Origin of the sequence: Rhodocista pekingensis, assembly GCF_042665545.1 — a bacterium.
In the GTDB taxonomy this organism is placed as follows: Bacteria; Pseudomonadota; Alphaproteobacteria; order Azospirillales; family Azospirillaceae; genus Rhodocista; species Rhodocista pekingensis.
In genome coordinates, this window is sequence record NZ_JBHTCM010000010.1 from 259,931 (window position 1) to 285,448 (window position 25,518).

Annotated in this window: 31 protein-coding genes; 21 read left to right on the plus strand and 10 right to left on the minus strand. The window is 72.4% G+C overall.

Annotated elements, in window-relative coordinates:
* Nucleotides 1-98 precede the first annotated feature (98 nt).
* The 4 genes from ACFQPS_RS09455 to ACFQPS_RS09470 form a co-directional block, all read right to left on the minus strand.
* The gene (locus ACFQPS_RS09455) at nucleotides 99-593 is read right to left on the minus strand and encodes a YbaK/EbsC family protein (protein WP_377358437.1); all 495 of its coding nucleotides are present in this window, start codon (nucleotides 591-593) and stop codon (nucleotides 99-101) included.
* Between the two features lie 13 nt (nucleotides 594-606).
* Entirely contained in the window at nucleotides 607-1,419 is an 813-nt protein-coding gene (gene proC / locus ACFQPS_RS09460) for a pyrroline-5-carboxylate reductase (protein WP_377358439.1), read from the minus strand.
* Between the two features lie 112 nt (nucleotides 1,420-1,531).
* The gene (locus tag ACFQPS_RS09465) at nucleotides 1,532-2,035 is read right to left on the minus strand and encodes a type III secretion system chaperone family protein (RefSeq protein ID WP_377358440.1); all 504 of its coding nucleotides are present in this window, start codon (nucleotides 2,033-2,035) and stop codon (nucleotides 1,532-1,534) included.
* Nucleotides 2,036-2,362: 327 nt separating this feature from the next.
* A complete protein-coding gene (locus ACFQPS_RS09470) occupies nucleotides 2,363-2,734 on the minus strand; it encodes an accessory factor UbiK family protein (protein ID WP_377358442.1) in 372 nt (123 codons plus the stop codon).
* Nucleotides 2,735-3,016: 282 nt separating this feature from the next.
* Here ACFQPS_RS09470 and rfaD point away from each other — a divergent pair, with 282 nt between their 5' ends.
* From rfaD to ACFQPS_RS09510, 8 genes are all read left to right on the plus strand, one after another.
* A complete protein-coding gene (gene rfaD / locus ACFQPS_RS09475; protein ID WP_377358443.1) occupies nucleotides 3,017-4,003 on the plus strand; it encodes an ADP-glyceromanno-heptose 6-epimerase in 987 nt (328 codons plus the stop codon).
* A gap of 12 nt (nucleotides 4,004-4,015) precedes the next feature.
* Nucleotides 4,016-4,849: a prolipoprotein diacylglyceryl transferase gene (gene lgt / locus ACFQPS_RS09480; RefSeq protein WP_377358445.1), complete on the plus strand. Its 834-nt coding sequence runs from the start codon at nucleotides 4,016-4,018 to the stop codon at nucleotides 4,847-4,849.
* Nucleotides 4,846-5,967, plus strand: coding sequence for a class I SAM-dependent methyltransferase (locus tag ACFQPS_RS09485; RefSeq protein ID WP_377358446.1), 1,122 nt, complete (start codon nucleotides 4,846-4,848; stop codon nucleotides 5,965-5,967). Before lgt ends, ACFQPS_RS09485 begins: the two co-directional genes overlap by 4 nt.
* 42 nt (nucleotides 5,968-6,009) lie before the next feature.
* On the plus strand, nucleotides 6,010-6,777 hold the full coding sequence (pgeF, locus tag ACFQPS_RS09490) for a peptidoglycan editing factor PgeF (RefSeq protein WP_377358447.1): 768 nt from the start codon (nucleotides 6,010-6,012) through the stop codon (nucleotides 6,775-6,777).
* A gap of 256 nt (nucleotides 6,778-7,033) precedes the next feature.
* Nucleotides 7,034-7,969, plus strand: a complete 936-nt coding sequence (locus ACFQPS_RS09495; RefSeq protein WP_377358448.1) for a ribose-phosphate pyrophosphokinase — start codon at nucleotides 7,034-7,036, stop codon at nucleotides 7,967-7,969.
* Nucleotides 7,970-8,150: 181 nt separating this feature from the next.
* Nucleotides 8,151-8,768 (plus strand): 50S ribosomal protein L25/general stress protein Ctc, encoded by a 618-nt coding sequence (locus tag ACFQPS_RS09500; RefSeq protein ID WP_377358449.1) that lies wholly within the window; start codon nucleotides 8,151-8,153, stop codon nucleotides 8,766-8,768.
* A 6-nt stretch (nucleotides 8,769-8,774) separates the two neighbouring features.
* Nucleotides 8,775-9,455 (plus strand): aminoacyl-tRNA hydrolase, encoded by a 681-nt coding sequence (pth, locus tag ACFQPS_RS09505; protein WP_377358451.1) that lies wholly within the window; start codon nucleotides 8,775-8,777, stop codon nucleotides 9,453-9,455.
* A 95-nt stretch (nucleotides 9,456-9,550) separates the two neighbouring features.
* Nucleotides 9,551-10,294 (plus strand): hypothetical protein, encoded by a 744-nt coding sequence (locus ACFQPS_RS09510; RefSeq protein WP_377358452.1) that lies wholly within the window; start codon nucleotides 9,551-9,553, stop codon nucleotides 10,292-10,294.
* A gap of 20 nt (nucleotides 10,295-10,314) precedes the next feature.
* On the opposite strand, the gene ACFQPS_RS09515 is transcribed toward ACFQPS_RS09510, so the two are convergent.
* Nucleotides 10,315-10,572, minus strand: coding sequence for a hypothetical protein (locus ACFQPS_RS09515; protein ID WP_377358453.1), 258 nt, complete (start codon nucleotides 10,570-10,572; stop codon nucleotides 10,315-10,317).
* A 201-nt stretch (nucleotides 10,573-10,773) separates the two neighbouring features.
* Between ACFQPS_RS09515 and ACFQPS_RS09520 the strand changes: the two genes are divergently transcribed.
* From ACFQPS_RS09520 to ACFQPS_RS09565, 10 genes are all read left to right on the plus strand, one after another.
* Nucleotides 10,774-12,066 carry a glutamate-5-semialdehyde dehydrogenase gene (locus ACFQPS_RS09520; protein ID WP_377358455.1) on the plus strand — a complete coding sequence of 431 codons (1,293 nt, stop codon included), beginning with the start codon at nucleotides 10,774-10,776 and terminating at the stop codon, nucleotides 12,064-12,066.
* Nucleotides 12,063-12,854: a nicotinate-nucleotide adenylyltransferase gene (locus ACFQPS_RS09525; RefSeq protein ID WP_377358456.1), complete on the plus strand. Its 792-nt coding sequence runs from the start codon at nucleotides 12,063-12,065 to the stop codon at nucleotides 12,852-12,854. The genes ACFQPS_RS09520 and ACFQPS_RS09525 overlap by 4 nt, the downstream gene beginning before the upstream one ends.
* The gene (gene rsfS, locus ACFQPS_RS09530) at nucleotides 12,844-13,287 is read left to right on the plus strand and encodes a ribosome silencing factor (protein WP_377358458.1); all 444 of its coding nucleotides are present in this window, start codon (nucleotides 12,844-12,846) and stop codon (nucleotides 13,285-13,287) included. Before ACFQPS_RS09525 ends, rsfS begins: the two co-directional genes overlap by 11 nt.
* 34 nt (nucleotides 13,288-13,321) lie before the next feature.
* The gene (gene rlmH, locus ACFQPS_RS09535; protein WP_377358460.1) at nucleotides 13,322-13,780 is read left to right on the plus strand and encodes a 23S rRNA (pseudouridine(1915)-N(3))-methyltransferase RlmH; all 459 of its coding nucleotides are present in this window, start codon (nucleotides 13,322-13,324) and stop codon (nucleotides 13,778-13,780) included.
* Between the two features lie 145 nt (nucleotides 13,781-13,925).
* A complete protein-coding gene (locus ACFQPS_RS09540; RefSeq protein WP_377358461.1) occupies nucleotides 13,926-14,531 on the plus strand; it encodes a tetratricopeptide repeat protein in 606 nt (201 codons plus the stop codon).
* 232 nt (nucleotides 14,532-14,763) lie between these two features.
* Nucleotides 14,764-15,474, plus strand: coding sequence for a glycosyltransferase family 2 protein (locus tag ACFQPS_RS09545; protein WP_377358463.1), 711 nt, complete (start codon nucleotides 14,764-14,766; stop codon nucleotides 15,472-15,474).
* Nucleotides 15,475-15,477: 3 nt separating this feature from the next.
* Complete coding sequence (locus ACFQPS_RS09550; RefSeq protein WP_377358465.1) at nucleotides 15,478-15,834, plus strand: lipid-A-disaccharide synthase N-terminal domain-containing protein; 357 nt, start codon at nucleotides 15,478-15,480, stop codon at nucleotides 15,832-15,834.
* Nucleotides 15,831-17,561 carry an ArnT family glycosyltransferase gene (locus ACFQPS_RS09555; protein WP_377358467.1) on the plus strand — a complete coding sequence of 577 codons (1,731 nt, stop codon included), beginning with the start codon at nucleotides 15,831-15,833 and terminating at the stop codon, nucleotides 17,559-17,561. The genes ACFQPS_RS09550 and ACFQPS_RS09555 overlap by 4 nt, the downstream gene beginning before the upstream one ends.
* 16 nt (nucleotides 17,562-17,577) lie before the next feature.
* Nucleotides 17,578-18,048 carry a RidA family protein gene (locus tag ACFQPS_RS09560; RefSeq protein ID WP_012567102.1) on the plus strand — a complete coding sequence of 157 codons (471 nt, stop codon included), beginning with the start codon at nucleotides 17,578-17,580 and terminating at the stop codon, nucleotides 18,046-18,048.
* A gap of 106 nt (nucleotides 18,049-18,154) precedes the next feature.
* Nucleotides 18,155-19,378: a GNAT family N-acetyltransferase gene (locus tag ACFQPS_RS09565; protein ID WP_377358469.1), complete on the plus strand. Its 1,224-nt coding sequence runs from the start codon at nucleotides 18,155-18,157 to the stop codon at nucleotides 19,376-19,378.
* Here ACFQPS_RS09565 and ACFQPS_RS09570 read toward each other — a convergent pair.
* The 3 genes from ACFQPS_RS09570 to wrbA form a co-directional block, all read right to left on the minus strand.
* On the minus strand, nucleotides 19,375-19,767 hold the full coding sequence (locus ACFQPS_RS09570; RefSeq protein ID WP_377358470.1) for a DUF423 domain-containing protein: 393 nt from the start codon (nucleotides 19,765-19,767) through the stop codon (nucleotides 19,375-19,377). The genes ACFQPS_RS09565 and ACFQPS_RS09570 overlap by 4 nt on opposite strands.
* 116 nt (nucleotides 19,768-19,883) lie before the next feature.
* A complete protein-coding gene (locus tag ACFQPS_RS09575; RefSeq protein ID WP_377358472.1) occupies nucleotides 19,884-20,594 on the minus strand; it encodes a pirin family protein in 711 nt (236 codons plus the stop codon).
* A gap of 77 nt (nucleotides 20,595-20,671) precedes the next feature.
* Entirely contained in the window at nucleotides 20,672-21,274 is a 603-nt protein-coding gene (gene wrbA / locus ACFQPS_RS09580; RefSeq protein ID WP_377358474.1) for an NAD(P)H:quinone oxidoreductase, read from the minus strand.
* A 208-nt stretch (nucleotides 21,275-21,482) separates the two neighbouring features.
* Here wrbA and ACFQPS_RS09585 point away from each other — a divergent pair, with 208 nt between their 5' ends.
* Both ACFQPS_RS09585 and ACFQPS_RS09590 read left to right on the plus strand, forming a co-directional pair.
* Complete coding sequence (locus tag ACFQPS_RS09585; protein WP_377358476.1) at nucleotides 21,483-22,418, plus strand: LysR family transcriptional regulator; 936 nt, start codon at nucleotides 21,483-21,485, stop codon at nucleotides 22,416-22,418.
* A gap of 165 nt (nucleotides 22,419-22,583) precedes the next feature.
* Nucleotides 22,584-23,279 carry a glutathione S-transferase N-terminal domain-containing protein gene (locus tag ACFQPS_RS09590; RefSeq protein WP_377358478.1) on the plus strand — a complete coding sequence of 232 codons (696 nt, stop codon included), beginning with the start codon at nucleotides 22,584-22,586 and terminating at the stop codon, nucleotides 23,277-23,279.
* 79 nt (nucleotides 23,280-23,358) lie between these two features.
* Here the strand turns inward: ACFQPS_RS09590 and ACFQPS_RS09595 are convergent, their stop codons facing one another.
* Nucleotides 23,359-24,171 (minus strand): SDR family oxidoreductase, encoded by an 813-nt coding sequence (locus tag ACFQPS_RS09595; protein WP_377358480.1) that lies wholly within the window; start codon nucleotides 24,169-24,171, stop codon nucleotides 23,359-23,361.
* 101 nt (nucleotides 24,172-24,272) lie between these two features.
* Here ACFQPS_RS09595 and ACFQPS_RS09600 point away from each other — a divergent pair, with 101 nt between their 5' ends.
* Nucleotides 24,273-24,869 (plus strand): SEL1-like repeat protein, encoded by a 597-nt coding sequence (locus ACFQPS_RS09600; RefSeq protein WP_377358481.1) that lies wholly within the window; start codon nucleotides 24,273-24,275, stop codon nucleotides 24,867-24,869.
* 46 nt (nucleotides 24,870-24,915) lie between these two features.
* On the opposite strand, the gene ACFQPS_RS09605 is transcribed toward ACFQPS_RS09600, so the two are convergent.
* Complete coding sequence (locus ACFQPS_RS09605; RefSeq protein ID WP_377358482.1) at nucleotides 24,916-25,494, minus strand: cell wall hydrolase; 579 nt, start codon at nucleotides 25,492-25,494, stop codon at nucleotides 24,916-24,918.
* Between the last annotated feature and the right edge of the window lie 24 nt (nucleotides 25,495-25,518).

Consider the following 25,518-nt stretch of genomic DNA (forward strand, 5'->3'; position numbering starts at 1 on the left):
GAACCCCGGGGCCACAGGCTAGAAGTGGGGACGGACTCCCCGTCCGGCCAGCCGGAACGGGCGGGATCGCGCGGGAAAGTCCGGCGCGCGCCCGACGGTCAGGTCACCTCGTCCACCTGCCCGCCGGTCAGCGCGACCAGCGTGGCGGGGGCGACGGGGAAGACGGCGCAGGGTGTGCCGGCGGCGGCCCATACCGTGTCGAACGCCAGCAGGTCGCGGTCCACCAGCACCACCGGCGGCACCGTATGGCCGAGCGGCGGCACCCCGCCGATGGCATAGCCGGCATTGGCGCGGACGAATTCCGCATCCGCCTTCGCCAGCTTCTCGCCGCCGATCAGCGGGCCGAGCCGGCGGGCCACCGCCGTCTCGTTCACGCGGTTGCTGCCGCTGGCCACGACCAGCACGGGCCGGCCGCTGTCACGGGTGCGGAACATGATCGACTTGGCGATCTGCGCCACCTCGCAGCCCACGACGGCGGCGGCCTCGGCTGCGGTGCGGGTGGAGGCGGAGAACTCCACGACATGGACCGGGTGGCCCAGGTCGTTGATCAGGTTCTGGAAGCGCTGGGCGCTGGGGCTGAGGGGAAGCGGCACGGCCGGGCCCCGCTCAACCCGCCAGCTCGCGCGAGCGGCGCGCACCGGCGGCGACCGCCCGGTCGAGCAGCGGCCCCAACCCGTCCGGCGCCATCAGCACGTCCAGCGCGGCCTGGGTGGTGCCGCCGGGGCTGGTGACGTTGCGGCGGAGCTGGTCCGCCGGTTCGCAGGCCCGGTGCAGCAGCTCCCCCGAGCCGGAGACGGTGGCGCGGGCCAGCGTCATGGCGAGGTCGGGCGGCAGGCCCGCCGCCTCCCCCGCCTTCGCCAGCGCCTCCACCAGCAGGAAGACATAGGCCGGGCCGCTGCCGGACACGGCGGTCACGGCGTCGATCTGGCCCTCGTCGGAGAGCCACGCCACCTCCCCCGCCGCGGCCAGCAGGCGGGTGCAGAGGTCGCGCTGCGCCGGCGTGACGGCGGCGTTGGCGACGGCCGCCGTGATGCCGCGGCCGATGGCGGCCGGCGTGTTGGGCATGGCCCGCACGATGGCGGCCCCGGCGCCGAACATCCGCTCGAAGGAGCCGACCGTCCGGCCGGCGGCTATGGAGAGGTAGACGGCCGTCCCGGCGAAGCGGGCGTAGGGGGGCGCCGCGGCGTCCATCATCTGCGGCTTGACCGCCAGGACCACCGCGTCGGGCACGAAGCCGGGGGGCAGCGCCTCCGCCCCGGTCACCACCTCGACACCGTCCGGCACCCCGGACGGAAAAGCCGCGGCGGGGCCAGACGGCTCCACCACGACGATGCGGGACGCGACCGAGGCCGCCCTCCAGCCGGAGAGCAGGGCCCCACCCATCTTGCCGCATCCCACCAGCAGCAGCGAAACACCCATGCCGATGCCCGAACCGCCTCCTGTTCCCGGGGCCCGGTCTTCCCGGGCCGTTCTGCTGCGGCCGGGTCCCGATGTCCGCCGCGGCCGCGCCAGGGCGGCCGCCGTGCGGGGATCAGGCTTCCCCGACCGTATCCAGGATGGCGGCCGTGACCGCTTCCTGGGCCGACTTGCCGCCCCAGATGACGAACTGGAAGGCGGGGTAGTAACGCTCGCACTCGGACAGGGCGATGTCCACCAGATCCTCAAGCTGTTCCACGCTGGCGGCGCGGGCACCGCGCAGCAGCAGGGTCTGGCGGAACATCGGGGTCTGCTCCTCGGGGCAGACGTCGAAATGGCCGAGCCACATCTTCGAGTTCACCTCGGCCAGCAGCTCGTGGATGGACGGCCGCCGCGGCGCGGGCACCTTCATGTCGAACTGACAGGAGAACTGCATGGCGCTCACCTCCGTCTGCCAGACGAAGAAGAGCCGGTAGTCGCACCAGCGCCCACCGATCTCGACAACCATCTCCTCCTCGCTGGCGCGATCGAACGGCCATTCGTTGGCGACGACGATCTCCTCGATGATGTCGAGCGGATTGTGGGTGTTGCCCTGGGTATCGACGGATACGGCCGTCATGATGCGCCCTCCTCTCGCGCGCGGTGGGAAGGATGAACCCGCCCCCCGTTCCCGGTCTGGAAACCCGGCTGCCCCGGCTCCGTCACGCTGCGTCGTGCTCCCGGCCCGACCCAGCATGTATGACAGCGCCGATATGTTGTGGTTCCAGACCGTGGGGCTACTAGGCTTACGGTGCCAGATGCGCCCCCGTGCGCGCAACCGGATTCCCGGCCGGCCGGGTATTCCGGTGCATGAACTTTCCCCGACGCCGTTCCGGCGAGCGGAACTGTTTCGGCCGTTCTTTCAGCGACGGTTCGGACAGGCGCCGCCCGTGCGGCGCCGTCCGGATCAGGCCTGCGCGTCCGGGCCGGCGTCCTTGCCGGCCGTGCGGTGCGGCCGCTTCGGCGGCGTGTCCGGGCTGAGCAGTTCGAGCTGGGCCGTCAACGTGGCGACCAGGGCTTCCAGCCGGGTCACCCGGTCGGCCAGCCCCTCCTGCTGGCGGACCTTGTCCTCCAGCTCCTCCTGGGCCGCGCGGGCGCGGGTGGCCATCTCCCGCACCATCTCGAAATCGTCGCGCGGCACCACGTCCATCTGCGAAAGGATACGCTCGAACTGCTGGCGGAACTGGGACTCGACCTCCGAGCGGATGCCGGTCAGGGCTCCCACCGCGCTGCTCGCGACTCGGGCCAGATCATCCAGCAGCTTATTGTCGACCTGCATCGGTCATCACCCCTTGATGGAAGCGCGCCAGTATGGCGGGCGGGTTCCGGCCTGTCCAATGCAGGTTCCGCCGGGCCCGCCGGACGGGGGCGCAAGATGCGGTGCCGCCGCGGACGGCGCAACCCCGGAAAGCATCCCGCCGGCCCGGGCCGGGAAAACCCCGGGAGACCGGGGGCTCCGCCTTGTGGACAACCCTACCCCGCCCTTGTAACACTTCTCCGATAACACCCAAGACCGGCGGACGTGCCGTCCGCCCGTTGAATCGGCAGGGAGGGGCCGCCCATGCTCGTGGTCACCGGCGGTGCCGGCTTCATCGGATCGAACCTGGTCGCCGGCCTGGAAGAGGCGGGCCTGGGCCCCGTCGTCGTCTGCGACCGGCTGGGCCGCGGCGAGAAATGGCGCAACCTGGGCAAGCGCGCGCTCTGGGACCTGATCCCGCCGGAGGAGCTGTTCCGCTACCTGGACCGCCATGCCGGCGAGATCGACTGTGTGTTCCACATGGGCGCGGTCTCCGAGACGACGGAGACGGACGCCGACCTGATCGTGACCAACAATTTCCGTCTGACCCTGGATCTCTGGGAATGGTGTACCCGCACCGCGACCCGGCTGATCTACGCTTCCTCCGCCGCGACCTACGGCGACGGCTCGGCCGGCTTCGACGATGATCCGTCGCCGGGAGCACTGGCGGCGCTCAGGCCGCTGAACCCCTACGGCTGGTCCAAGCACCTGTTCGACCGCCGGATCCTGCAAGGCGGCTTGACCGGCAGCCGGCGCCCGCGGCAGTGGGCCGGGCTGAAATTCTTCAACGTCTACGGCCCGAACGAGTACCACAAGGGCGAGATGCGCTCGCTGGCCTGCAAGATGTGGCCCGCCATCGCCGCGGGCGAGCCGGCCCGGCTGTTCGCCTCGGACCTGCCGGACTATCCCGACGGCGGACAGATGCGCGACTTCGTCTGGGTCGGCGACTGCGTGGACGTGATGCTCTGGCTCTACGAGCACCCGCAGGTCAGCGGCCTGTTCAACCTGGGCACGGGCCACGCCCGCACCTGGAACGATCTGGCCACTGCCCTGTCCATCGCCGCCGGCCGCCCTCCCGCCATCGAATATGTGCCGATGCCCGACATCCTGCGCGGCCGTTATCAATATTTCACGCAGGCGCGCATGGACCGGCTACGGGCCGCGGGCTACACGGCACCGTTCACGTCCCTGGAGGCGGGCGTCGCCCGCTACGTGCGCGACTACCTCGCCACTCCCGACCCGTATCGCTAGAGTCCCTGTCCGATGTCCGGCATCCCCTTCCCCGCCCTCGACCCCGTCGCGGTCGAGCTGGGCCCCATCGTCATCCGCTGGTACGCCCTGGCCTATCTGGCCGGGTTCCTGTTCGGCTGGTGGTACTGCACCCGGCTGTCCCGGGCGATCCCGGGCCGCCCCACCCCGGATGACCTGTCGGAGTTCCTGACCTGGGCCATCGTCGGCGTGCTGCTGGGCGGCCGGCTCGGCTTCGTGCTGTTCTACAATCTCGACTATTATATGCAGCACCCGGTGCAGGTCCTGGCGATCTGGTCGGGCGGCATGTCCTTCCACGGCGGGCTGGCGGGCATCGTGCTGGCCATCCTGCTGTATGGCTGGCGGCACGGTTTCAGCCCCTTCGCGCTGGGCGACCTGGTGGCGGTGGCCGGGCCGGTGGGTCTTTTCCTGGGCCGCATCGCCAACTTCGTGAACGGTGAGCTGTGGGGCCGGCCGGCGCCGGACCTGCCCTGGGGCGTGATCTTCCCCGACCCGCGGGCGGGCGGCGTGCCGCGCCACCCGAGCCAGCTCTACGAGGCGGCGCTGGAAGGGCTGGTACTGTTCGCCGTGCTGGCCTGGCTGGCGTCGAAGCCGGGCGTGCGGGAACGCACGGGCACGCTGTCGGGCACCTTCCTGGTCGGCTACGGCATCGCCCGCATCCTGGGCGAGGTCTTCCGCGAACCCGACGTGCAGATCGGCTATCTGGCCTTCGGCGTCACCATGGGCCAGATCCTGTCCGTGCCGATGGTGCTGATCGGCCTCTGGATCCTGACGCGGGCGCCGTTCGGACCGGCCCGCACGCCCGCGGCCGCCGCGACCGGACGATGAGCCCGCCGCCGCCGGCGGACACGCCGCTCGCGGCGGTGATCGCACAGCAGATCCGGCTGACGGGGCCGCTGCCGGTCAGCGCCTACATGGCGCTCTGCCTGGGCCATCCGCGGCACGGCTACTATATCACCCGCGACCCGCTGGGGGCCGGCGGCGACTTCACCACCGCCCCCGAGATCAGCCAGATGTTCGGGGAGATGCTGGGCCTCTGGGCGGCGCACTGCTGGCTGACGATGGGCAGCCCGGCCGGCGTCGCCCTGGTCGAGCTGGGACCGGGCCGCGGCACCCTGATGGCCGACGCGCTGCGCGCCACCGCCCGGGTGCCCGGCTTCCACGCCGCCCTGCGCCTGCATCTGGTGGAGACGAGCCCGGCCCTGCGGCAGCGGCAGGCGGCGACGCTGGCCGCCCTGCCCGCCCCCCTGGCGCCGGTCTGGCACGACCGGCTGGAGACGGTGCCGGAGGGGCCGCTGCTGCTGCTGGCGAACGAGTTCTTCGATGCCCTGCCGATTCGTCAGTTCGTGCGCCAGGAGCACCGCGGCCGGCTGCTCTGGGCCGAGCGCAAGGTGGGGCTGGACGCGGACGGCGGGCTGGCCTGGGTGCTGGACCCGGCCGCCGGCGACGCGCTGGTGCCGCCCGCCCTGCGCGACGCCCCGCCCGGCAGCGTCGTCGAGCTGTCGCCGGCCTCCCTGGCCGTGGCGCGGGAGATCGGCGGCCGGCTGGCGCGGGCGCCCGGCGCCGCCCTGATCGTGGATTACGGCCATGCCGGGCCGGCCGTGGGCGACACGCTCCAGGCCGTGCGGCGGCACCGCTTCGCCGACCCGCTGGAGGCGCCGGGCGAGGCGGACCTGACGGCGCATGTGGACGTCGCGGCGCTGGCGGCGGAGCTGCGGGCGGCCGGGGCCACCGCCTGGGGGCCGGTGACGCAGGGCGCGCTGCTCTCCGCCCTGGGCATCGGGACCCGCGCCGCCACCCTGAAGGGGCTTGCGACCCCGGCGCAGGCCGCGGATATTGACAGCGCCCTCGACCGCCTGCTGGGAGAGGCCGGCATGGGCCGGCTGTTCAAGGCGGTCGCGGCGACGAGCCCCGGCCTGCCGACACCGGCCGGCTTCGCCGTCTGACCCCGGCCATCCCGTTCCCGCCGCGAAGCCCGCAGGACGACCGTGATCACCCTCAGCACGCTGAACGCGATCCCCGCCATCCGGCACGGTTTCTTCACCCGCGCGGGCGGCGTCTCCCGCGGGCTGTTCGACAGCCTGAACTGCGGCTTCGGGTCGGGCGATGCGCCGGCCGCCGTGGCGGAGAACCGGGCCCGCTGCATGCGCCGGCTGGACCTGCCGGCGGAAAGCCTGGTCACCGTCTACCAGATCCACAGCCCCACCGTCGTGACGGTGACCGCCCCCTGGCACCACAGCACCGCCCCGAAGGCCGACGCGATGGTGACGCAGGTGCCGGGGATCGCGCTCGGCATCCTGACGGCCGACTGCGCGCCGGTGCTGTTCTGCGATCCCGAGGCGGCGGTGATCGGTGCCGCCCATGCCGGCTGGAAGGGGGCGTTCGGCGGCGTGCTAGAGGCGACGCTGGCCGCCATGGCCGCGCTGGGCGCCCGGCCGGAGCGCACGCTGGCGGCCGTCGGCCCGCACATCGCCCACCGCTCCTACGAGGTGGGGGCGGACTTCCGCGAGCGCTTCCTGGAGCAGGACCCGGCGCACGCGGCCCTGTTCGTCCCCGCCCGCCGGGAGGGGCACTGGCTGTTCGACCTGGGCGGCCATGTCGAGGGGCGGCTGATCGCGGCCGGGGTGGCGGGCGTGCAGCGTACGCCGCACGACACGCTGAGCGAGGCCGACCGCTTCTTCAGCTACCGCCGCGCCACCTTGCAGGGCGAGCCTGACTACGGCCGCGGCCTGTCCGCCATCGCCCTGGCGGAGTGACCGGCCGGGTCCTCGGACCGAAGTCTGACGGGCCCGGAACCAGCATCCGCCGACAGCGGCTGGCACAGAATGACTGTCCGCGCGGGGGAGGCAGCCATACCCTGAGGAGATGCCCCGGCCGCGCCGCCGGGGGAGGAGCGGCGTTTACTTCAAGGACATGCCTTGATATGGTCCGCGCGCCTCATGAAGGTTTCGCTACGGCCGCCGGGCGGGCGTGGCACTTCCACCACGACATCGCGAGACGGGCGGCGCTCCCATGAAGCTCATCGCCGGCAACAGCAATCGGCCGTTGGCCGAGGCCATTTCCGTTTGCCTCAAGGTGCCCCTGACCAAGGCCAGCATCCGGCGCTTTTCGGACATGGAGGTCTTCGTCGAGATCCTGGAGAACGTCCGGGGCGAGGACACCTTCGTCATCCAGTCGACCAGCTATCCGGCGAACGACAACCTGATGGAACTGCTGGTCACCATCGATGCGCTGCGCCGCGGCTCCGCGCGCCGCATCACGGCGGTGATCCCCTACTACGGCTATGCCCGGCAGGACCGCAAGACCGGCCCGCGCACGCCGATCTCGGCCAAGCTGGTCGCCAATCTGGTCACCATGGCCGGCGCCCACCGCGTGCTGACGCTGGACCTGCACGCCGGCCAGATCCAGGGCTTCTTCGACATCCCGACGGACAACCTGATCGCCGCCCCGGTGTTCACCCAGGACATCCAGGCGAAGATGCCGGACAAGGGCAACCTGACCATCGTGTCGCCCGACGTGGGCGGCGTGGTGCGGGCCCGCGCCATCGCCAAGCGGCTGGACGCCGATCTCGCCATCATCGACAAGCGGCGCGAGCGCGCCGGCGTGTCGGAGGTGATGAACGTCATCGGCGACGTGGACGGCCGCGACTGCATCCTGATCGACGACATCGTGGATTCCGCCGGCACCCTGTGCAACGCGGGCGTGGCCCTGCGTGAGCGCGGCGCCCGCTCGGTCCGCGCCTATGTCACCCATGGCGTGCTGTCGGGCGGTGCCGTCGCCCGCGTTGCCGACTCGCCGCTGGACGAACTGGTGACGACGGACAGCATCCAGGCGACGGAGGCCGTGCGCGTCTCCCGCAACATCCGCCAGCTCACCATCGCGCCCCTGATGGCCGAAGCGGTGGAGCGCATCAGCCACGAGCGCTCGGTGTCGAGCCTGTTCGACTGATCTTCGACTGACCACCGTCGGCGCCGGTCCTTTTCCGGGTCTGCGCTTGACAGGAAACGGGGCGGGCATTAGACCCGCGCAACTTGATCCGGGCGTACAGCACCCCTGGAGGCTGGCGTCCGGCTCGCGGACCCGGGGCGATCCCGCCCGACCGGGTCCGTTTGCTTTGAGGAGATGACATATGACCCAGACCATCGCGCTGAGCGCCGAGCTGCGCGACCGGGCCGGAAAGGGGACCGCCCGTCAGACGCGCCGCGAGGGCCGCATTCCGGCCGTGATCTACGGCAACAAGGAAAAGCCGGTGATGATCTCGCTGGAGTTCAACCAGTTCTTCCGCGAGCTGCACCGCCCGGGCTTCTTCACGCACCTGTTCGCCATCGCCGTCGACGGCACCACGCACCGCGTGCTGCCGCGTGACGTGCAGTTCGACCCGGTCAGCGACCGGCCGCTGCATGTGGACTTCCTGCGCGTCTCCGCCGCGACCGAGATCGTGGTGAAGATTCCGGTGGAGTTCGCCAACGGCGAGACCTCCCCGGGCATCAAGCGGGGCGGCGTGCTGAACATCGTGCGCCACGAGATCGAGGTGTTCTGCCGGGCCGACAACATCCCGGAGCACATCACCGTCGATCTGGCCGATGCGGACCTGAACAGCTCCATCCACATCAGCGCGGTGGCGCTGCCGGAAGGCGTGCGTCCGACCATTGCCGACCGCGATTTCACCATCGCCACCATCGCCGCCCCGTCGGGCCTCAAGTCCGAGGCTGCCGAGGCGGAGGATGCGGCCTCGGCGGGCGCGTAAGGTCCGATGCGCCTCGTCGTCGGTCTGGGCAATCCCGGCCCGGAGTACGAGCGCCAGCGGCACAATGTCGGCTTCATGGCGGTGGACCTGCTCCACCGCCGCTACGGCTTCGGTCCCTGGAAGCGCCGCTTCCAGGGGCTGACCGCCGAAGGCAGCGTGGCGGGAGAGAAAGTCCTTCTCCTGAAGCCCGCCACCTTCATGAACCTCTCCGGCCAAGCCGCCGGCGAGGCCATGCGCTTCTACAAGATCACGCCCGACCAGGTCCTCGTCTTCCATGACGAGCTTGACCTGCCGCCGGGCCGCGTCCGCGTCAAGCGGGGCGGCGGCCATGGCGGCCACAACGGCCTGCGGTCGCTGGACGACCATGTCGGCAAGGACTACTGGCGCATCCGCATCGGCATCGGCCACCCCGGCTCGAAGGAGCGGGTGACCGGCTGGGTGCTGTCCAACTTCGCCAAGGCGGAGGAACAGTGGCTGGAGCCGCTGCTGGACGCCCTGGTGGCGGAAGCGCCCCTGCTCGTGGCCGGCGAGCCCGAGAAGTACGCCAGCCGCATCGCCCTGCTGACCCAGCCCCCGAAGCCGCCGAAGCCCCCCAAGAACGGGGCGAAGGGTGCCGCAACGGGCGCGGACGCCGCGGCCGCGAAGCCCCCGGGACCCGGCGGCCCCGCGACCGGGCGCAACGGCTGACGTCCCTGCGACGGGACGCCCCCCTGCCGCCTCCTGCCTGGATCGACCCCGGCGGGCGCTATAGGATCGCCCCGGTCCGGGCATGATGAATGCCCATGATCGATCAGGGTCGGGCGATGATACGCGCAGGTCTGGTCTTCTTGGCGATCCTGCTGGCCGGGGCGGTGGCCGGCACGCTGATGATGTACTTCACCGTGAACCCGCCGCCGTCGGCGGACTCGCTGCAACGGCTGGCGGCGGCGCTGCTGATCTGCATCGTGGCGCTGGTGTCGGTGGTGCTGCTGACCCGCGACGCGGCCGCCGTGGAAGCCGCCCCGCCCGCTCCCGCCCCCGACCTGCCGGAAACGGGGCCGGCGGCCGACGAGACGGTGCTGGACGAGATGATCCGCATGGCGGAGGCGCGGCTGTCGGCCCAGTACACGGCGGCCCTGGCCGCGGACCAGCGGGCCAATTCCTTCGCCGGCCTGATGATCGCCCTGACCCTGGGGCTGGGCGTCGCCACCCTGCTGCTGCACGGGCACGCCCCCGCCCTGAGCATCGCCGCCGGCTTCGGCAGCCTGACGGCCCAGGTGGCCGCGGCCGTCGCCTACTGGGCGGGCAAGCCCCGGTCGCTGGTTCCGGCCGGCGTCATGCCGTCCGACTGGACGCCGGAGATGCGGACCCTGACCGACCGTTGCGCCGTGAAGGCCCGCATCTGCCGTCTCTACGAGGACCGGCTGCGCGAGAACGGCGCGGCTCTGGCCGAGGCGTCGCGGGCCACGGGCACCGCCGTCGTGGCGGGAATGGCGGTTCCGGTGGTGGCGCTGGTCGCCTATCTGCTGGCGATCCGGTTCCTCTGACCCCGCCCCGGGCGGACCCGTCAGGCCAGCAGGTCCAGCAGCCTTCCGGTGGTGCGGTCGTCGCTGCGCAGCACGGCCGCCGCCGCGCCGGCCTGAACCTGGGCGAGCGCCAGATCGGCCGCCGCCTGGGGCAGCACGGAAGCCGCCTCCCCGCCGCCGGCCAGCGCCTCTGCCGCGCGGGCGACGCGCGCCTGGGCGTCCCCGATGCCGGAAAGGGCCAGACCGGAGAGGGAGCCGGTCAGGGGTCCACCCCCGGAGATGCCGCCGATCGCCGCCATGCCGATCCCTTTCCCCCGCCGCGGGACACCCCGCGTGCCCCCGATCATAGCCGGTTCCACGGCACCGGGCGAGCCCCGTCAGCCCTGCCGCCGCCCCTGCCGTCGCCCCTGCCCGCCGCCCCTGGTTGCGGGTCCGGCTGGCGTATGGTCATCATCGTGCGGTTCCGATAGTGTCGCCGGCCCAGGCCGGGAGAGGGTGTCATGGATGCACGGGAAGCCGCCGCGGAGGCGCCGATGGAGGACGTCGTCCCCCTGATGGAGACGCTGGGCCGCCGGGCCCGCGCCGCCGCGGAGCAGCTCGCCACCGTACCGACGGCGACCAAGGATGCGGCCCTGCGCGCGGCCGCCGCCGCCGTGCGCGCCCGCGCGGCGGAGATCCTGGAGGCCAACGCGGCCGACATGCAGGCGGCGCGGGCCAAGGACCTGCCCCCGGCCATGCTGGACCGGCTGCGGCTGGACGGCGGCCGGGTTGAGGCCATCGCCCGGGGGCTGGAGGACGTGGCCGCCCTGCCCGACCCGGTGGGGACCGTGACGGAGGAATGGACCCGGCCGAACGGGCTGCGCATCCAGCGGGTGCGGGTGCCGCTGGGCGTCATCGGCATCATTTACGAGAGCCGCCCCAACGTGACGGCGGACGCCGGGGGCCTGTGCCTGAAGTCGGGCAACGCCGCCATCCTGCGCGGCGGTTCGGAGAGCTTCCACAGCTCCCGCGCCATCCTGGCGGCGCTGCACGACGGGCTGCGCGCGGCCGGGCTGCCGCCGGACGCCGTGCAGGCGGTGCCGACCCGCGACCGCGCCGCCGTCGGCGCCCTGCTGGGCCTGACCGGGCTGGTGGACGTGGTGATCCCGCGCGGCGGCAAGTCGCTGACCGCCCGCGTGGCGGCAGAGAGCCGGGTGCCGGTGATCTACCACCTGGACGGCATCTGCCATGTCTATGTCGACCGCGCCGCGGATCTGGAGAAGGCGCGGGCCGTGGTGATGAACTCCAAGATGCGGCGCACCGGCATCTGCGGGGCCATGGAGACGCTGCTGGTGGACCGCGCCGTGCTGGACAGCCACCTGCGCCCGATCCTGGCCGACCTGCTGGCCGCCGGCTGCGAAATCCGCGGCGACGCGGCGGTGCAGGCGCTGGACCCGCTGGTCCGGCCCGCCAGCGAGGAGGACTGGAACACCGAGTACCTGGACGCCATCCTGTCGGTGAAGGCGGTGGACGGGGTGGACGCGGCGGTGGAGCACATCCAGCGCCACGGCAGCCACCACACCGACAGCATCGTCACCGAGGACGCGGCCACGGCCGAGCGGTTCCTGTCCCGCGTGGACAGCGGCATCGTGCTGTGGAACGCCTCCACCCAGTTCGCCGACGGCGGCGAGTTCGGCTTCGGGGCGGAGATCGGCATCTCCACCGGCAAGCTGCACGCCCGCGGCCCGGTCGGGGCGGCCCAGCTCACCAGCTACAAGTACGTCGTCCGCGGCGACGGCCAGGTCCGGCCGTGACGCAGGCCCCCGACCCCGACGGAGCGGAGGCCGCTGCCCACCCCGCTGCCCGCCCCGCCGCCTGCACTCCCTCCTCTTCCCTGCTCCCGTCCCCGGCACAGCCCCGGCCCCTGGGCGGGGCGGCCTGGGCCGGACGGCGCATCGGGCTGCTGGGCGGATCGTTCAACCCGGCGCACGAGGGGCACCGCCACATCAGCCTGATGGCGCTGAAGCGGCTGGGGCTGGATCAGGTCTGGTGGCTGGTGACCCCGCAGAACCCGCTGAAGTCCGCCGCCGACACGGCGGCGCTGGAGCTGCGGGTGGCGACCGCCCAGGCCCGGGCGCGGCACCCGCGCATCGTGGTGACGGCGCTGGAGACGCAGCTCGGCACCCGCTACACGGCGGAAACGCTGGCCGAGCTGCGCCGGCGCTTCCCGCGGACCCGCTTCGTCTGGCTGATGGGGGCGGACAACCTGCGGCAGATCCCCCACTGGCGGGGCTGGACGCGAATCTTCGGGATGGTCCCGGTTGCAGTCTTCCCGCGCCATCCCTATGCTATTCCCGCGCTGGTCGGCAAGGCCGCCCGGCGCTTCGCCCGGGACCGGGTGGATGCGGGCCGGTCGCGCGAGCTTCCCCTGAGGGAGCCGCCGGCCTGGGTGTTCCTGGACGGCCCCCTGCATCCGGCCTCGGCAACGGAGATCCGGCGCCGGGGCGATTCCCGTGCCTGGGCCGGGAAGACCGGGGTTCCGGTGGCCGGCGTCGCGGCAAGCGGCGGCAAGGCAGATCGGGCCCCCCATCATGGGACATGAGGTGAAGACCATACCTGCCGCACCTAGCATCGGCGTCGCCGGCGCCAGCGCCGCTTCCGCCGACATCCCCGTCCGCATCCGGGATCTCGTCCTCCAGTCGCTCGACGGCGACAAGGCGGAGGATACGGTCGTGATCGACCTGATCGGCAAGACGAGCCTGGCCGACTACATGGTGGTCACCTCCGGTCGCTCGGCCCGTCAGGTCGGCGCCATGGCCGACCACCTGCTGGAGAAGCTGAAGGCCATGGGCATCGACGCCGAAGCCGAGGGCATGCCCCAGAACGACTGGGTGCTGCTCGACGCCGGCGACGTGATCGTCCACCTGTTCCGGCCGGAGGTCCGCGCCTTCTACAACATCGAGAAGATGTGGGGCGTGGAACCGCCGGCATCGCTGATCCCGACCGGGTTCCAGCCGGATCTGCGGGCGGGCTGACCGCCCGCCCCGGTCCTCGCGGGGAGATGCCGAGATGCGCCTGTGGCTTGCCGCCGTGGGGCGGGCCAGGCCCGGTCCCGTGCGCGACCTGTTCGAGGAGTACCGCGGCCGCCTGAGCTGGTCCCTGACCCTGAAGGAGGTCGAGGCCCGCAAGCGGGTGGAGGGCGAGGAACTGAAGCGGCTGGAGGCGGACCTGCTTCTGGCCGCGGTTCCCCCCGGCGCCATCCTGGTGGCGCTGGACGAGCGCGGCCAGATGCTCGCCTCCGACGCCTTCGCCCGCCGTCTGGGCACCTGGCGCGACCAGGGCAGCCCGGACATCGCCTTCGTCATCGGCGGGGCCGACGGGCTGGCCGAGGAGGTGCGGCGGCGCGCCGACCTTCTGCTGGCCTTCGGCCCCATGACCTGGCCGCACATGCTGGTGCGCGGCATGCTGGCCGAACAGATCTATCGCGCCCAACAGATCCTGGCCGGCCACCCCTATCACAGGGCTTAAGACTTCCGAAGGCGTTGTTCCTCTGCACGACGCGCATGACGGCAGCGGCCGAACCCGCATTCCCGCCGATCTACTTTCCCACGCCGCCGAACACTTCCGTGCCAGCCTCCAATACTCGGGCAACGCTTGATATGGGGAGGTCGGTATGCGTAAAGCATCGCTGTCGGTGGCGCCTGTTCTCTCCTTCTCCCTGGGAACCCTGGCCGTCGGAATGCTGGCCCTGGTCATGAGCACCGGGCCGGCGGTGGCGGAGGTCCGGTCCCTGAGCACGACCGGCACCATCACGGTCGTCGGTCTGACCGATGTGCAGCTCTGCGTGCGGGAGACCCTGCGGGACAATCTCGACGAGGCGGACTACTGGTGCACCCGGACCCTGCAACGGGCGGAGAGCAGCATCAACAGCCGCGCCGTGGCCTCCGTCCACCGCGGCGTGCTGAACCTGAAGCGCGGCCGGACGGTGGACGCGCTGACGGACATGAACGAGGCGATCCGGCTGACGCCCGACTATGGCGACGCCCACTTCAACCTGGGCAACGCCCTGTTCGCGCTGGGCCGCTACGACGAGGCGGCGCAGGCCTACGGCAGCGCCATCGCGCTCGCCAATTCGACCATGCCGGATCTGACCTACTTCAACCGGGCCAAGGCCCATGAGCGGCTGGGCCGAACGGACCTCGCCCGCGCCGACTACGACCGGGCCCGCGCCCTGATGACGCCGGACAGCCCCCTGCGCGGACGGCTGGCGCAGTACTGACCGCCGCCGCCGCGCCAGGGCACCGGCGAACGGCACATGGCCTGAGAGGCAGAGAGCATCGAGGCGTGGGGCATCAAGGCGTGGGGCGCTGCGGCAAGGCCCCTCCCGCCGCCCCACGCCGATCCGTGCCGGAACAGACCTGCGGGGTTGACGCGGCGGCCCAGCCAAAGCTTCACTGGCGCCCCGTCGCGGCCCGGGCTAAGAGCGCGGCCGGATTACGCGCGAGGTCGCCTTGCTCCGCTATTCGCTGGTCATTCCTGTCCTGAACGAACAGGACAACGTGCTGCCCCTGGTCGAGGAGCTGTACGCCGTCCTGGACCCCGGCTTCGAGCTGATCTTCGTGGATGACGGCTCCACCGACGCCACGGCCGAACGGCTGGCGGCGGCGAAGGGGCGCTTCCCCGGCCTGCGCCTGATCCGTCACGCCGGCCGCGCCGGCAAGAGTGCCGCCCTGCGCACGGGGATCAATGCCGCCACCGCCCCCTGGATCGTCACCATGGACGGCGACGGGCAGAACGACCCGCGCGACGTGCCCCGCCTGCTGGCGGCGGCCGAGGCCGACCCCGCCGTCGCGCTGGTCGCCGGCCTGCGGCGCAAGCGCGACGACATCTGGCGCAAGCGCGTCGCCTCGCGCATCGGCAACGGCATCCGCCGCGCCCTGCTGCGCGACGACTGCCCGGACACCGCCTGCGGGCTGAAGGCGATCCGGCGCGACGTGTTCCTGGGGCTGCCCTTCTTCGACAGCCTGCACCGCTTCTTCCCGGCGCTGGTGCGCCGGCACGGCCACGCCGTCGCCATGGTGCCGGTGAACGACCGGGCGCGGCGGGCCGGTGTCTCCAAATACACGAACTGGGGCCGCGCCGTGGCCGGCCTGTTCGATCTGGCCGGCGTTGTCTGGCTGATGCGCCGCACCACCCTGCCCACCGCCGCGACCGAGATCTGACCCATGCTGTGGACCCATCTGGAATCGTGGTGGCACGCGGCCGTGGCCGACAAGGGCTGGCTGGTCGTCTTCGGGCTGGCCGCCCAGACCATGTTCATGATGCGCTTCGTGATCCAGTGGATCTCCTCGGAGCGGGCGAAGCGCAGCGTGGTGCCGGAGGCGTTCTGGTACTTCAGCCTCCTGGGCGGGATGATGCTGGTGGTCTACGGCCTGCTGCGGCCGGACCTGGTCATCATCGTCGGGCAGATGCCGGCGCTGGTCATCTACAGCCGCAACATCGTCCTGATCCGGCGCGAGAAGCGCCTGAAGGGGGCGGTCGAGCCGGCCGCGGAGGCCGCCCGCGAGGCGGTGGCCGAATGACCCCGACGCCGGCTGCCACGGTCGGGCCGGCGGCGCTGCGGCTGCCGCACTACCTGCTGGTCGCGGCGGTGGCGCTGGTGCTGCTGCTGCCCGGCTTCTTCACGATCCCGCCTTTCGACCGGGACGAGAGCCGCTATGCCCAGGCCAGCCACCAGATGCTGGAGACGGGCGACTTCGTGGACATCCGCTTCCAGGAGGAGCCGCGGCACAAGAAGCCCGTGGGCATCTACTGGATGCAGAGCGCGGCCGTCGCGCTGCTGTCCGACGACGGGCACGGCGCCATCTGGATGTACCGCCTGCCGTCCCTGCTGGGGGCCGTCGCGGCGGCGCTGCTGACCGCCTGGGCGGGGGCGCGGCTGTTCGGGCCGGCGGCGGGGCTGGCCGGCGGGCTGGCCCTGGCGGCGGTGCTGGTGCTGGGCGTCGAGGCCCGCATGGCGAAGACGGACGCCGCCCTGCTGGCGACCGTGGCCGCGGCGCAGGGCGTGCTGGCGCAGTTCTACCTGGCGCGCGGCCGGCCGGGGATGCCGCCCGGGACCGGCCTCGCCCTCGCCTTCTGGGCGGCGCTGGGCGTCGGCATCCTGATCAAGGGGCCGATCATCCTGATGGTGACGGGCGGCACGCTCCTGGCGATGGGCGCGGCCGACCGCGACCTGCGCTGGCTGAAACCGCTGCGGCCTGCCCTGGGCGTGCCGCTGCTGCTGGCCATCGTGCTGCCCTGGCTGGTGGCCATCGGCATCGCCACCGACTGGGAGTTCTTCCGCTACGCCATCGGGCACGAGTTCCTGGGCAAGGCGCATTCCGTGCAGGAAAGCCATTCCGGTCCGCCCGGCTACTATCTGGCGACCTTCTGGCTGAGCTTCTGGCCCTGGTCGCTGCCGGCGGTGCTGGCCCTGCCCTGGGCCTGGGCGAAGCGGCGGGAGCCGGCGGTGCGCTTCTGCCTCGCCTGGGTGCTGCCGAGCTGGATCATCTTCGAGGCGGTGTCCACCAAGCTGCCGCACTACACCATCATCGTCTTTCCGGCGATCGCCCTGCTGGCCGCCGCCTCCCTCCTGGACCGCGCGGGAGCGGACGGGACCGCGGCGGCGGCCACAGGCAAGGCGGCGCGCTGGTTCCGCGGCGGGGCTGCGGGCTTCTATCTGCTGGTCACCGCCGCCTTCGCCGGGGGCGCCGTCTGGTTCCCCTACGATCTGGAGGGCCGGATCGAGCCGCTGGCCGTGGCCGCCGCCGTCGCCATCCTGGGCACCGGCATCGCCGTCGCCGTCTTCGCGGCAAGGCGGCAGGCGGAACGGCTGCTGGCGGCCGGTCTGATCGGCGCCGCCGCGACCTACGGTCTGGCGCACGGCGCGGTGCTGCCGCGGATCGAGCCGATGTGGCTGAGCCCGAAGGTCGCCGCCGCGGTGGAGAAGCACCGCCCCTGCCCCGGCAGCGTGCTGGCCGCGGCCGGCTATACCGAACCCAGCATGGTCTTCCTGGTCGGCACCGGCACCGTGCTGGGCGCGGGCGACCGGGTGGCGCAGCATCTGCTGGCGAACCCGGCCTGCGCCCTGGGGCTGGTCACCGGCGAGGTGGAGGAGCGCCGCTTCCGCGAGGCGCTGGGCGGTGCGGAACCACGCCTGCTGGAAGAGATCCCCGGCTTCAACTATTCCCGCGGCAAGCGGGTGGTGCTGCGCCTCTACACGCTGGCGCCCGCCGCCGCGGACCCCGACCAACCCCGGCAACAGCCATAGAAAAGGAGACCATCCCATGGCAGGACGGATCGACGCGCGCCTCGCGGAACTGGGCATCGAGCTGCCGCAGGCCGCCGCCCCCGTGGCCGCCTATGTGCCCGCGGTGCGCACGGGCAACCTGCTCTTCCTCTCCGGCCAGATCACGCTGGAGAACGGCGAGCTGCGCCACAAGGGCAAGCTGGGCGACGGCATCGACCTGGAGACCGGCCGGCAGGCGGCGCGCCTGTGCGGCCTGAACATCCTGGCCCAGGCGAAGGCCGCCCTGGGTGGCGACCTGGACCGCGTGGTGCGGGTGGTGAAGCTGGTCGGCTTCGTGAACTCCACCCCCGACTTCGTGGACCAGCCGAAGGTCGTCAATGGCGCCTCGGAGCTGATGCAGGAGGTGTTCGGCGAGGCCGGCCGCCATGCCCGCTCCGCCGTCAGCGCCGGCAGCCTGCCCCTGGGCGTGGCGGTCGAGGTCGAGGCGATCCTGGAAGTGGCGGACTGACCCTGCCGGAAGTCCGGAGCGGCTACGGGCGGGGAGGCTTCCGGAGCCTCCCTTGCCCCGGCCGGGCGGGGCGCTACATGCTGTGGACGCCAACCCGGACCCGCCCATGCCCGACGGACGCGACCTCCCGAGCAGCCTGACCCTGCGCCTCGTCCCCCGCATCGCGGAGGTGGGCGCCGCCGAGTGGGACGCCCTGGCCGGGCCCGACAATCCCACCGTGAGCCACGCCTTCCTGCATCTGCTGGAGGAGAGCGGGTCCGTCGGCAAGGGCACCGGCTGGACGCCGCAGCACCTGACCCTGCGCGATGGCGCCGGCACGCTGCTGGGGGCGATGCCGCTCTACCTGAAGTCCCATTCCTACGGCGAATATGTCTTCGACCATGCCTGGGCCGCCGCCTGGGAACGGGCGGGCCGCGCCTATTATCCCAAGCTCCAGTCGGCCGTGCCCTTCACCCCGGTGACGGGGCCGCGCCTGCTGGTCCGCCCGCAGGCGCCCGAGGGCACGGCGGAGGCGATGCTGCGCGGGCTGGAGCAGATCGCCCGCACGAACGGCCTGTCCTCCGTCCATGTCACCTTCCCGACGGCGGAGGAGTACGAGCTGGCCGGCCGTGCCGGCTGGCTGCAACGGCTGGGCCGGCAGTTCCACTGGGAGAACCGGGGCTATGGCAGCTTCGACGACTTCCTGGGGGCGCTGAGCGCGCGCAAGCGCAAGGCCGTGCGGCGGGAACGGCGGGAGGTGGCGGAGAGCGGGCTGGTCCTGCACAGCCTGACCGGCGACGACCTGCGGCCGGAGCACTGGGACGCCTTCCACCGGCTCTACATGGCGACCAGCGACCGCAAATGGGGCTGGACCTACCTGACGCGGGACTTCTTCCACCGGCTGGGCACGACGATGCCGGAGCGGGTGCTGCTGGTGCTGGCGGAGGACCGGGGCCGCTGGGTCGGCGGCGCGCTGAACCTGATCGGCACGGACACGCTCTACGGCCGCAACTGGGGCTCCGCCGGGGAGTACCCGTTCCTGCACTTCGAGGCGTGCTACTACCGCGCCATCGACTTCGCCATCGCCCGCGGCCTGAAGCGGGTGGAGGCCGGCGCCCAGGGCGAGCACAAGATCCAGCGCGGCTACCTGCCGAGCCCGACCTACAGCGTCCACCACATCGTGGACCCTGGCTTCCGCCGCGCCGTGGCCGACTTCCTGGAGCGCGAGCGCGCCGCCGAGGCGGAGGAGACGGCGCTGCTGACCGCGGAGAGCCCCTACCGCAGGGACGGCGGCGAGAGCGACAGCGGCGGATGCGAGGACGCCCGGGACCCTGCCGGGCGTGCGCCCTAGGACCGCAGTCCGCGCAGGCCGGCGACGGAGAGCAGCAGCCAGCCCAGGATGAAGGAGACGCCGCCGACCGGGGCGACGGCGCCGAGGGCACTGGGCCCGAACCAGCCCAGCAGATAGAGCGCGCCGGGGAACAGCAGGCAGCCCAGGGCGAAGGCGGCGCCGGCCAGCGCCGTCAGCCGGTCCGCCCCGCCGTGACGGCGCCACGCCACCAGCCCCAGCAGGGCCGCCGCATGGGCGAGCTGGTACTGGCTGGCGGTCTGCCACAGCTCCACCGCGCGGGCATCCCGCACCGCGGGCAGGCCGTGGCTGGCGTAGGCCCCGCAGGCCACGGCGACGGCCCCGAACAGGCCGGCGAGGATGAGCAGCGGGCGGGTGGCGCGGTCGGTCATGACGGATGTCCCGGATCGGTGTCGGCGCGCCACTCTAGGGTCTTTCCCGCCGGGCTGGAAAGACGGTCGCGGCGGGCGGACCCCGGGAAAGGCCCGCCCGCTTCATCCTGTCTCGCTCAGGCCGTGGGCGGCAGGTCGGCGAGCAGGAGTTCAGTCTCCTCCAGCGCCTCGATCACCAGCTCCGGCTCGTCCCGGACGGCCGCGCCGTCGCGGGCGGACAGCTCCACGCCGTTGACCCGGAGCCGTCCCGTGGCCGGGACCAGATAGGCCAGACGCCCGCCCAGCCGGTGGGTCACGGTCGTGCCCGCCGCCAGGGTGGCGCCCAGCAGGGCCGCGTCCTGGTGGATGGTCAGCGCCCCGGACCCGGCGTCCTGCGCCCGGCCGGAGGCCAGCACCACCAGCTCCCCGGCCCGGTCCGCCTTGGGGAAGTGCCGGGTCTCCCAGCGCGGGGCGACGCCGGCCCGGTCCGGAATGATCCAGATCTGGAACAGCCGGGTCTCACCGGGCTCCCGGTTGTACTCGGCATGCACGATGCCGGTGCCGGCGGACATCACCTGCACGTCGCCCGCCTCGGTCCGGCCCTCGTTGCCCAGGGCGTCCTTGTGCGTGACGGCGCCCTGCCGGACATAGGTGATGATCTCCATGTCGCGGTGGGGGTGCGGATCGAAGCCGGTGCCGGCCGCGATGGCGTCGTCGTTCCAGACCCGCAGCGGCCCCCAGTGGACCCGGGAGGGATCGCGGTACTGGCCGAAGCTGAAATGGTAGCGGGCGTCCAGCCAGCCGTAGCTGGCGGACCCCAGACTGTCGAAGGCGCGACGCTCGATCATGTCGGGTCTCCTTGCCGCGGCCCCTCTCCGGAGGCGGCCGCGTCGACACCGGCCGGCGGGATGCCGGCCGGAAAGCCTCAGCCGCGCAGCTTCGCGGCCGTGCGGGCCACCAGCGCCCCCTGGTAGCGGGCGCCGCCCAGTTCCACCTCGGTCGGCCTGCGGCTGCCGTCGCCGTCGGCGATGGTGCTGGCGCCGTAGGGCGTGCCGCCCTTGACCTGCTCGACGCCGGACAGCCCCTCATAGGCGTAGGGCAGGCCGACGACGACCATGCCGTGGTGCAGCAGGTTGGTGAGGATGCTGAACAGCGTCGTCTCCTGCCCGCCATGCTGCGAGGCGGTGCTGGTGAAGGCGGCACCGACCTTGCCGTTGAGGGCACCCTTGGCCCAGAGCCCGCCGGTCTGGTCCAGGAAGTTGGCCATCTGGCTGGTCATGCGGCCGAACCGCGTGGGCGTGCCGACGATGATGGCGTCGTACTCCGCCAGTTCCGCCACGGTGGCGACGGGGGCCGACTGGTCCAGCTTCATGCCGGAGCGGCGGGCGACCTCTTCCGGCACCAGTTCCGGCACGCGCTTCACCGCGACCTCCGTGCCGGGCACGGAGCGCGCGCCCTCGGCCACCGCTTCCGCCATCGTCTCGATATGGCCGTAGCTGGAATAGTAGAGCACCAGGACCTTGGTCATCGTCCGTCTCCTTGTTGGTGTCGGGTGGAATCGTGCCGGATAGAATCAAGCCGGGGCGGCGGTTCGGTCAGGGGTAAGATAGGGCGTTGCAGGGAGACCGATAATCGGCGCCCCCTGCACAGGCTTGTTGCGACAGGAAAGACAATCCGGCAGAAGCGGAAGAGCCGACCGGCCATGGCCCCGGCCGGGCAACAGACGGAGGGCGCACATGGACCGGCTGGACGATCTGCGCCTGTTCAGCTGCGTGGCCGAGACGCGCAGCTTCACCCGCGCGGCCGAGCGCATGGGCCTGTCGAAATCCGCGGCCAGCCGGCGCATCGCGGAGCTGGAGGCGCGGCTGGGCGCACGGCTGTTCCACCGCACCACCCGCTCCATCAGCCTGACCCAGGTGGGCCAGGGCTTCCACGAGCGGGTCAGCCAGATCCTGGCCGACCTGGAAGAGGCGGAGGGGATGGTCGCCAGCCAGCATGCCGCCCCGCGCGGGGTGCTGAAGCTGGCGGCGCCGATGTCCTTCGGACTCTTGCACCTGGGGCCCGCCATCTGCGCCTTCCAGGAGCGGTTTCCGGAGGTGCAGGTGGATGTGGACCTGTCCGACCGCTTCGTGGATCTGGTGGACGAGGGCTACGATCTGGCCGTCCGCATCGGGCGGCTGAAGGACAGCAGCCTGATCGCGCGCCGCATCTGCCCGGCCCGGCGGGTCGCCGTCGCCAGCCCCGCCTATCTGCACCGCCGCGGCGAGCCGGCGACACCCGACACGCTGGCGGAGCACGACTGCCTGCACTATTCCAACGCCGCCGTCGCGGACCATTGGAGCTTCCGGGCGGCGCCGGGGTCGGAGATGCTGCGCCCGGCCCGCCCCGCCATCACCATGCGCGCCAACAACGGCGACATCCTGCGCACGGCCGCCGTGGCCGGGCGCGGCATCGCCGTGCTGCCGACCTTCATCGTGGGCGACGATCTGGCGGCGGGGCGGCTGCGCACGGTCCTGCTGGACTGGACGACGTCGCCCTCGGCGCTGCACGCCGTCTATCCCGCCAACCGGCACCTGAGCCCCAAGGTGCGCGCCTTCGTGGACTTCATCGCCGCCCGCTTCGGCCCGGAACCGCCCTGGGACACGGCCCTGCCGGCCGTGCCGGGCGGCTGAGCGGGCCGCATCCGGGCCGCATCCGGGCCGCTTGTACGGACCCGGCCGCTACGGATCGTCCCGGTGCCGGTTGTCCTGATGGCGGCGGCCGTGGCATCCGTCACTGCACCGCGACCGGCCGACCCGGCACGGTCCCGCCCCTCTTCCGCATCCATCGAGGACGACATGGCGATCGATCTCTACGTCTGGCCCACCCCGAACGGCTTCAAGGTCTCCATCGCGCTGGAGGAAATGGGGCTGCCCTACACGGTCCACCCGATCGACATCGGCAAGGGCGACCAGTTCCGGCCGGAGTTCCTGAAGATCGCGCCGAACAACCGGATGCCCGCCATCGTCGATCCGGACGGCCCCGGCGGCCGGCCGCTCAGCCTGTTCGAATCCGGCGCCATCCTGATCTATCTGGCGGAGAAGTCCGGCCGCTTCCGGCCGCAGGACCCGGCCGTCTGGTACACGCACCTGCAATGGCTGATGTGGCAGATGGGCGGCGTCGGGCCGATGTTCGGGCAGGCCGGCCACTTCATGATCTACGCGCCGGAGAAGGTCCCCTACGGCATCGAGCGCTACGGCAACGAGGCGAAGCGCCTGATGAAGGTGGCGGACACCCGGCTGGCGGAGTCCGAGTATCTCGGCGGGGCCGACTACGGCATCGCCGACATGGCGACCTTCCCCTGGCTGCGGGTGCATGAGCGCTACGGTCTCGTCACGGACGAGTATCCGAACGCGCGGCGCTGGCTGGAGACGGTCGCCGCCCGCCCCGCCGTGCAGCGGGGACTGGAGCTGCTGAAGGAGCACCAGCCGAAGCCGGGCCAGACCATGACGGACGAGCAGCGCGCCGTGCTGTTCGGCAAGCGGCCGGGCTGACGGGCCGCCCCGGATGCTCCCGCGGGCGGCAACCGCGGGAGCGCCGGCCGGCCAGGGACGGGCCGGCCGACGCTCCAGGTCAGACCTTGCCGAACATCTCCGCCAGGGCGGGGTCGCCCAGGGTGGGGCTGCCGCCCAGGTTGCTGCCGCCATCCACCGGCAGCACGACGCCGGTGATGTAGGCGGCCATCGGGCTGGAGAGGAACAGGCAGGCGTCCGCGATCTCCTGCGCCGTGCCCCAGCGGCCGAGCGGGATGCCGCGCTTCGAGCGCTCCTCCGCCTCCGGCGTCGGGGTCAGGCGGCGCATCCCCTCCGTCCCCTCGATGGGACCGGGGGAGACGGCGTTGACGCGGATGCCCTGTGGCCCCCATTCCATCGCCAGCACGCGGGTGAGCTGGTCGATGCCGGCCTTGGCGGCGCAGACATGGGCCTGGAAGACGTAGGGCCGACTGGACTGGCCGGCGGAGATGCTGATGACGCTGGCGCCGGGGCTGCGCAGGAACGGGTGCGCCGCCCGCAGGACGTTGAAGGTGCCCAGCAGGTCGATGTCCACCACCGCCTTGAAGCCGTTCGATGACATGCCGAGCGCCGGCGCCACGAAGTTGCCCGCCGCCCCGCTGACCAGCACGTCGATCGGGCCGAAGCGGTCATGCGCCTGCCGCAGCGCCGAGTCGACCTGGTCGTAGCTGCGCACGTCGGCCGAGGCGCCGACCGCGTCCACCCCGTGGCCGCGCAGCCGCTCCAGCGCCGCCTCGATCCGCGCCGGATCGCGGGCCAGGATGCCGACATTGGCCCCGCGCGCGGCGAACCCTTCCGCGATGCCCAGGTTGATCCCGCTGGAACCGCCGGCGACGAAGACGGTCCTGCCCGTGAAATCGAACGGGTCGCGCATGCCTCACTCTCTCCCTTCACGGTGGCGCCCGGCGGACGTGACGCCGCCGCCGGAGCGGGAGTAGATTAAGCCCGCACCCGTCCCCCGGAACATCCCCCGACATGCGCCCGGTCCTGTCCGTTCTTGCCGCCATCCTCCTGGCGGCCGCCCTTCCCCGTCCGGCCGAGGGCCGCGAGGCCGTCACGGCCTGCGACCGGCTGGCCTCCCACCCCGACGATCCCGACCGGACGGGACCGGGGGTGCCGCAGGAGCGGATGGACATGCCGCGCGCCATCACCGCCTGCACGGCCGATCTGGCCGCCGCCCCGGGAACCCCGCGGCTGGCCTACCAGCTCTCCCGCGCGCTGATGCTGTCCGGCAAGCCGGAGGCGGCCCTGCCGAAGCTGGAGCAGTCGGCGGCCGGGGGCTACCGCCATGCCCGGTTCGTGCTGGGGCTGCTGCTGATCTCCGGCAAGGGGGTCGCCGCCGATCCGTGCCGCGCCGCATCGCTGTGGCGGGACGCGGCGCAGGCCGGCCATCTGCTGGCGGAAATCTCCTTCGCCGCCACGGTGCTGGACGGCGGCTTCGGCCGCTGCGGCCTGGAGGTGCCGGAGACGGAAGTGCGGGGTTACATCGCCCATGCCCGCGACCAGGCCAAGGGAACCCGCCTGGAACAGGAGGTCGAGGAACTGTCCCAGGCGCTGGAGGGGGACGAGTAGACCCGGCCTGCCGGACGCGGCCTCGCCGCGTCGGCCCTTCCCCGCCTCAGCCGTTCTCGTCGCGGTAATAGACGTGCCCGCCGATCTCGGCGACCTGCTCGAAGGCAGCGCTCCAGGACGGGCTCACGCGGGTATGGTGGAAGTAGAGGGCGCCCCCCGTGGGATCCTCGACGGTGCCGGACCCGACCAGATCGGCGATGCGCAGGGCCCGCTTCCAGGAGTCGCGGTCGCGCGGAACATCGGGCCGGCCGTCGCACCACCAGGAGAACTGGCAGGGCGGCGTCTCGCCCCCCTGCCGGACGACATCGCAGGGCGTGTCAGGGAACTGCGGGTCCTCGACCCGGTTCAGGACGACGGCGGCCACGGCGGCCTGCGCCTCCTCCGGCTCGCCGCGGGCCTCGAAATAGACCGCCTTGGCCAGACACTCCCGCTGCTCCGGCGGCAGGGAAGTCTCAGCCGATGCCTGTGCCGCGGCCGCGTCCATCGCCCGTGTCATCCCCGTATCGTAGCCGGCTTCCGCTCCGGCCGGCGCCGTCGGCGTGTCCGCACGGTCGCGGGCGACGGCGGCGGGGGAGGCGAGCAGCAGCACGGGGAGCAGCGCCAGAACGGCGGAACGGGTGGACATCGGGGCGGCCTCGTCGTTGTTGAC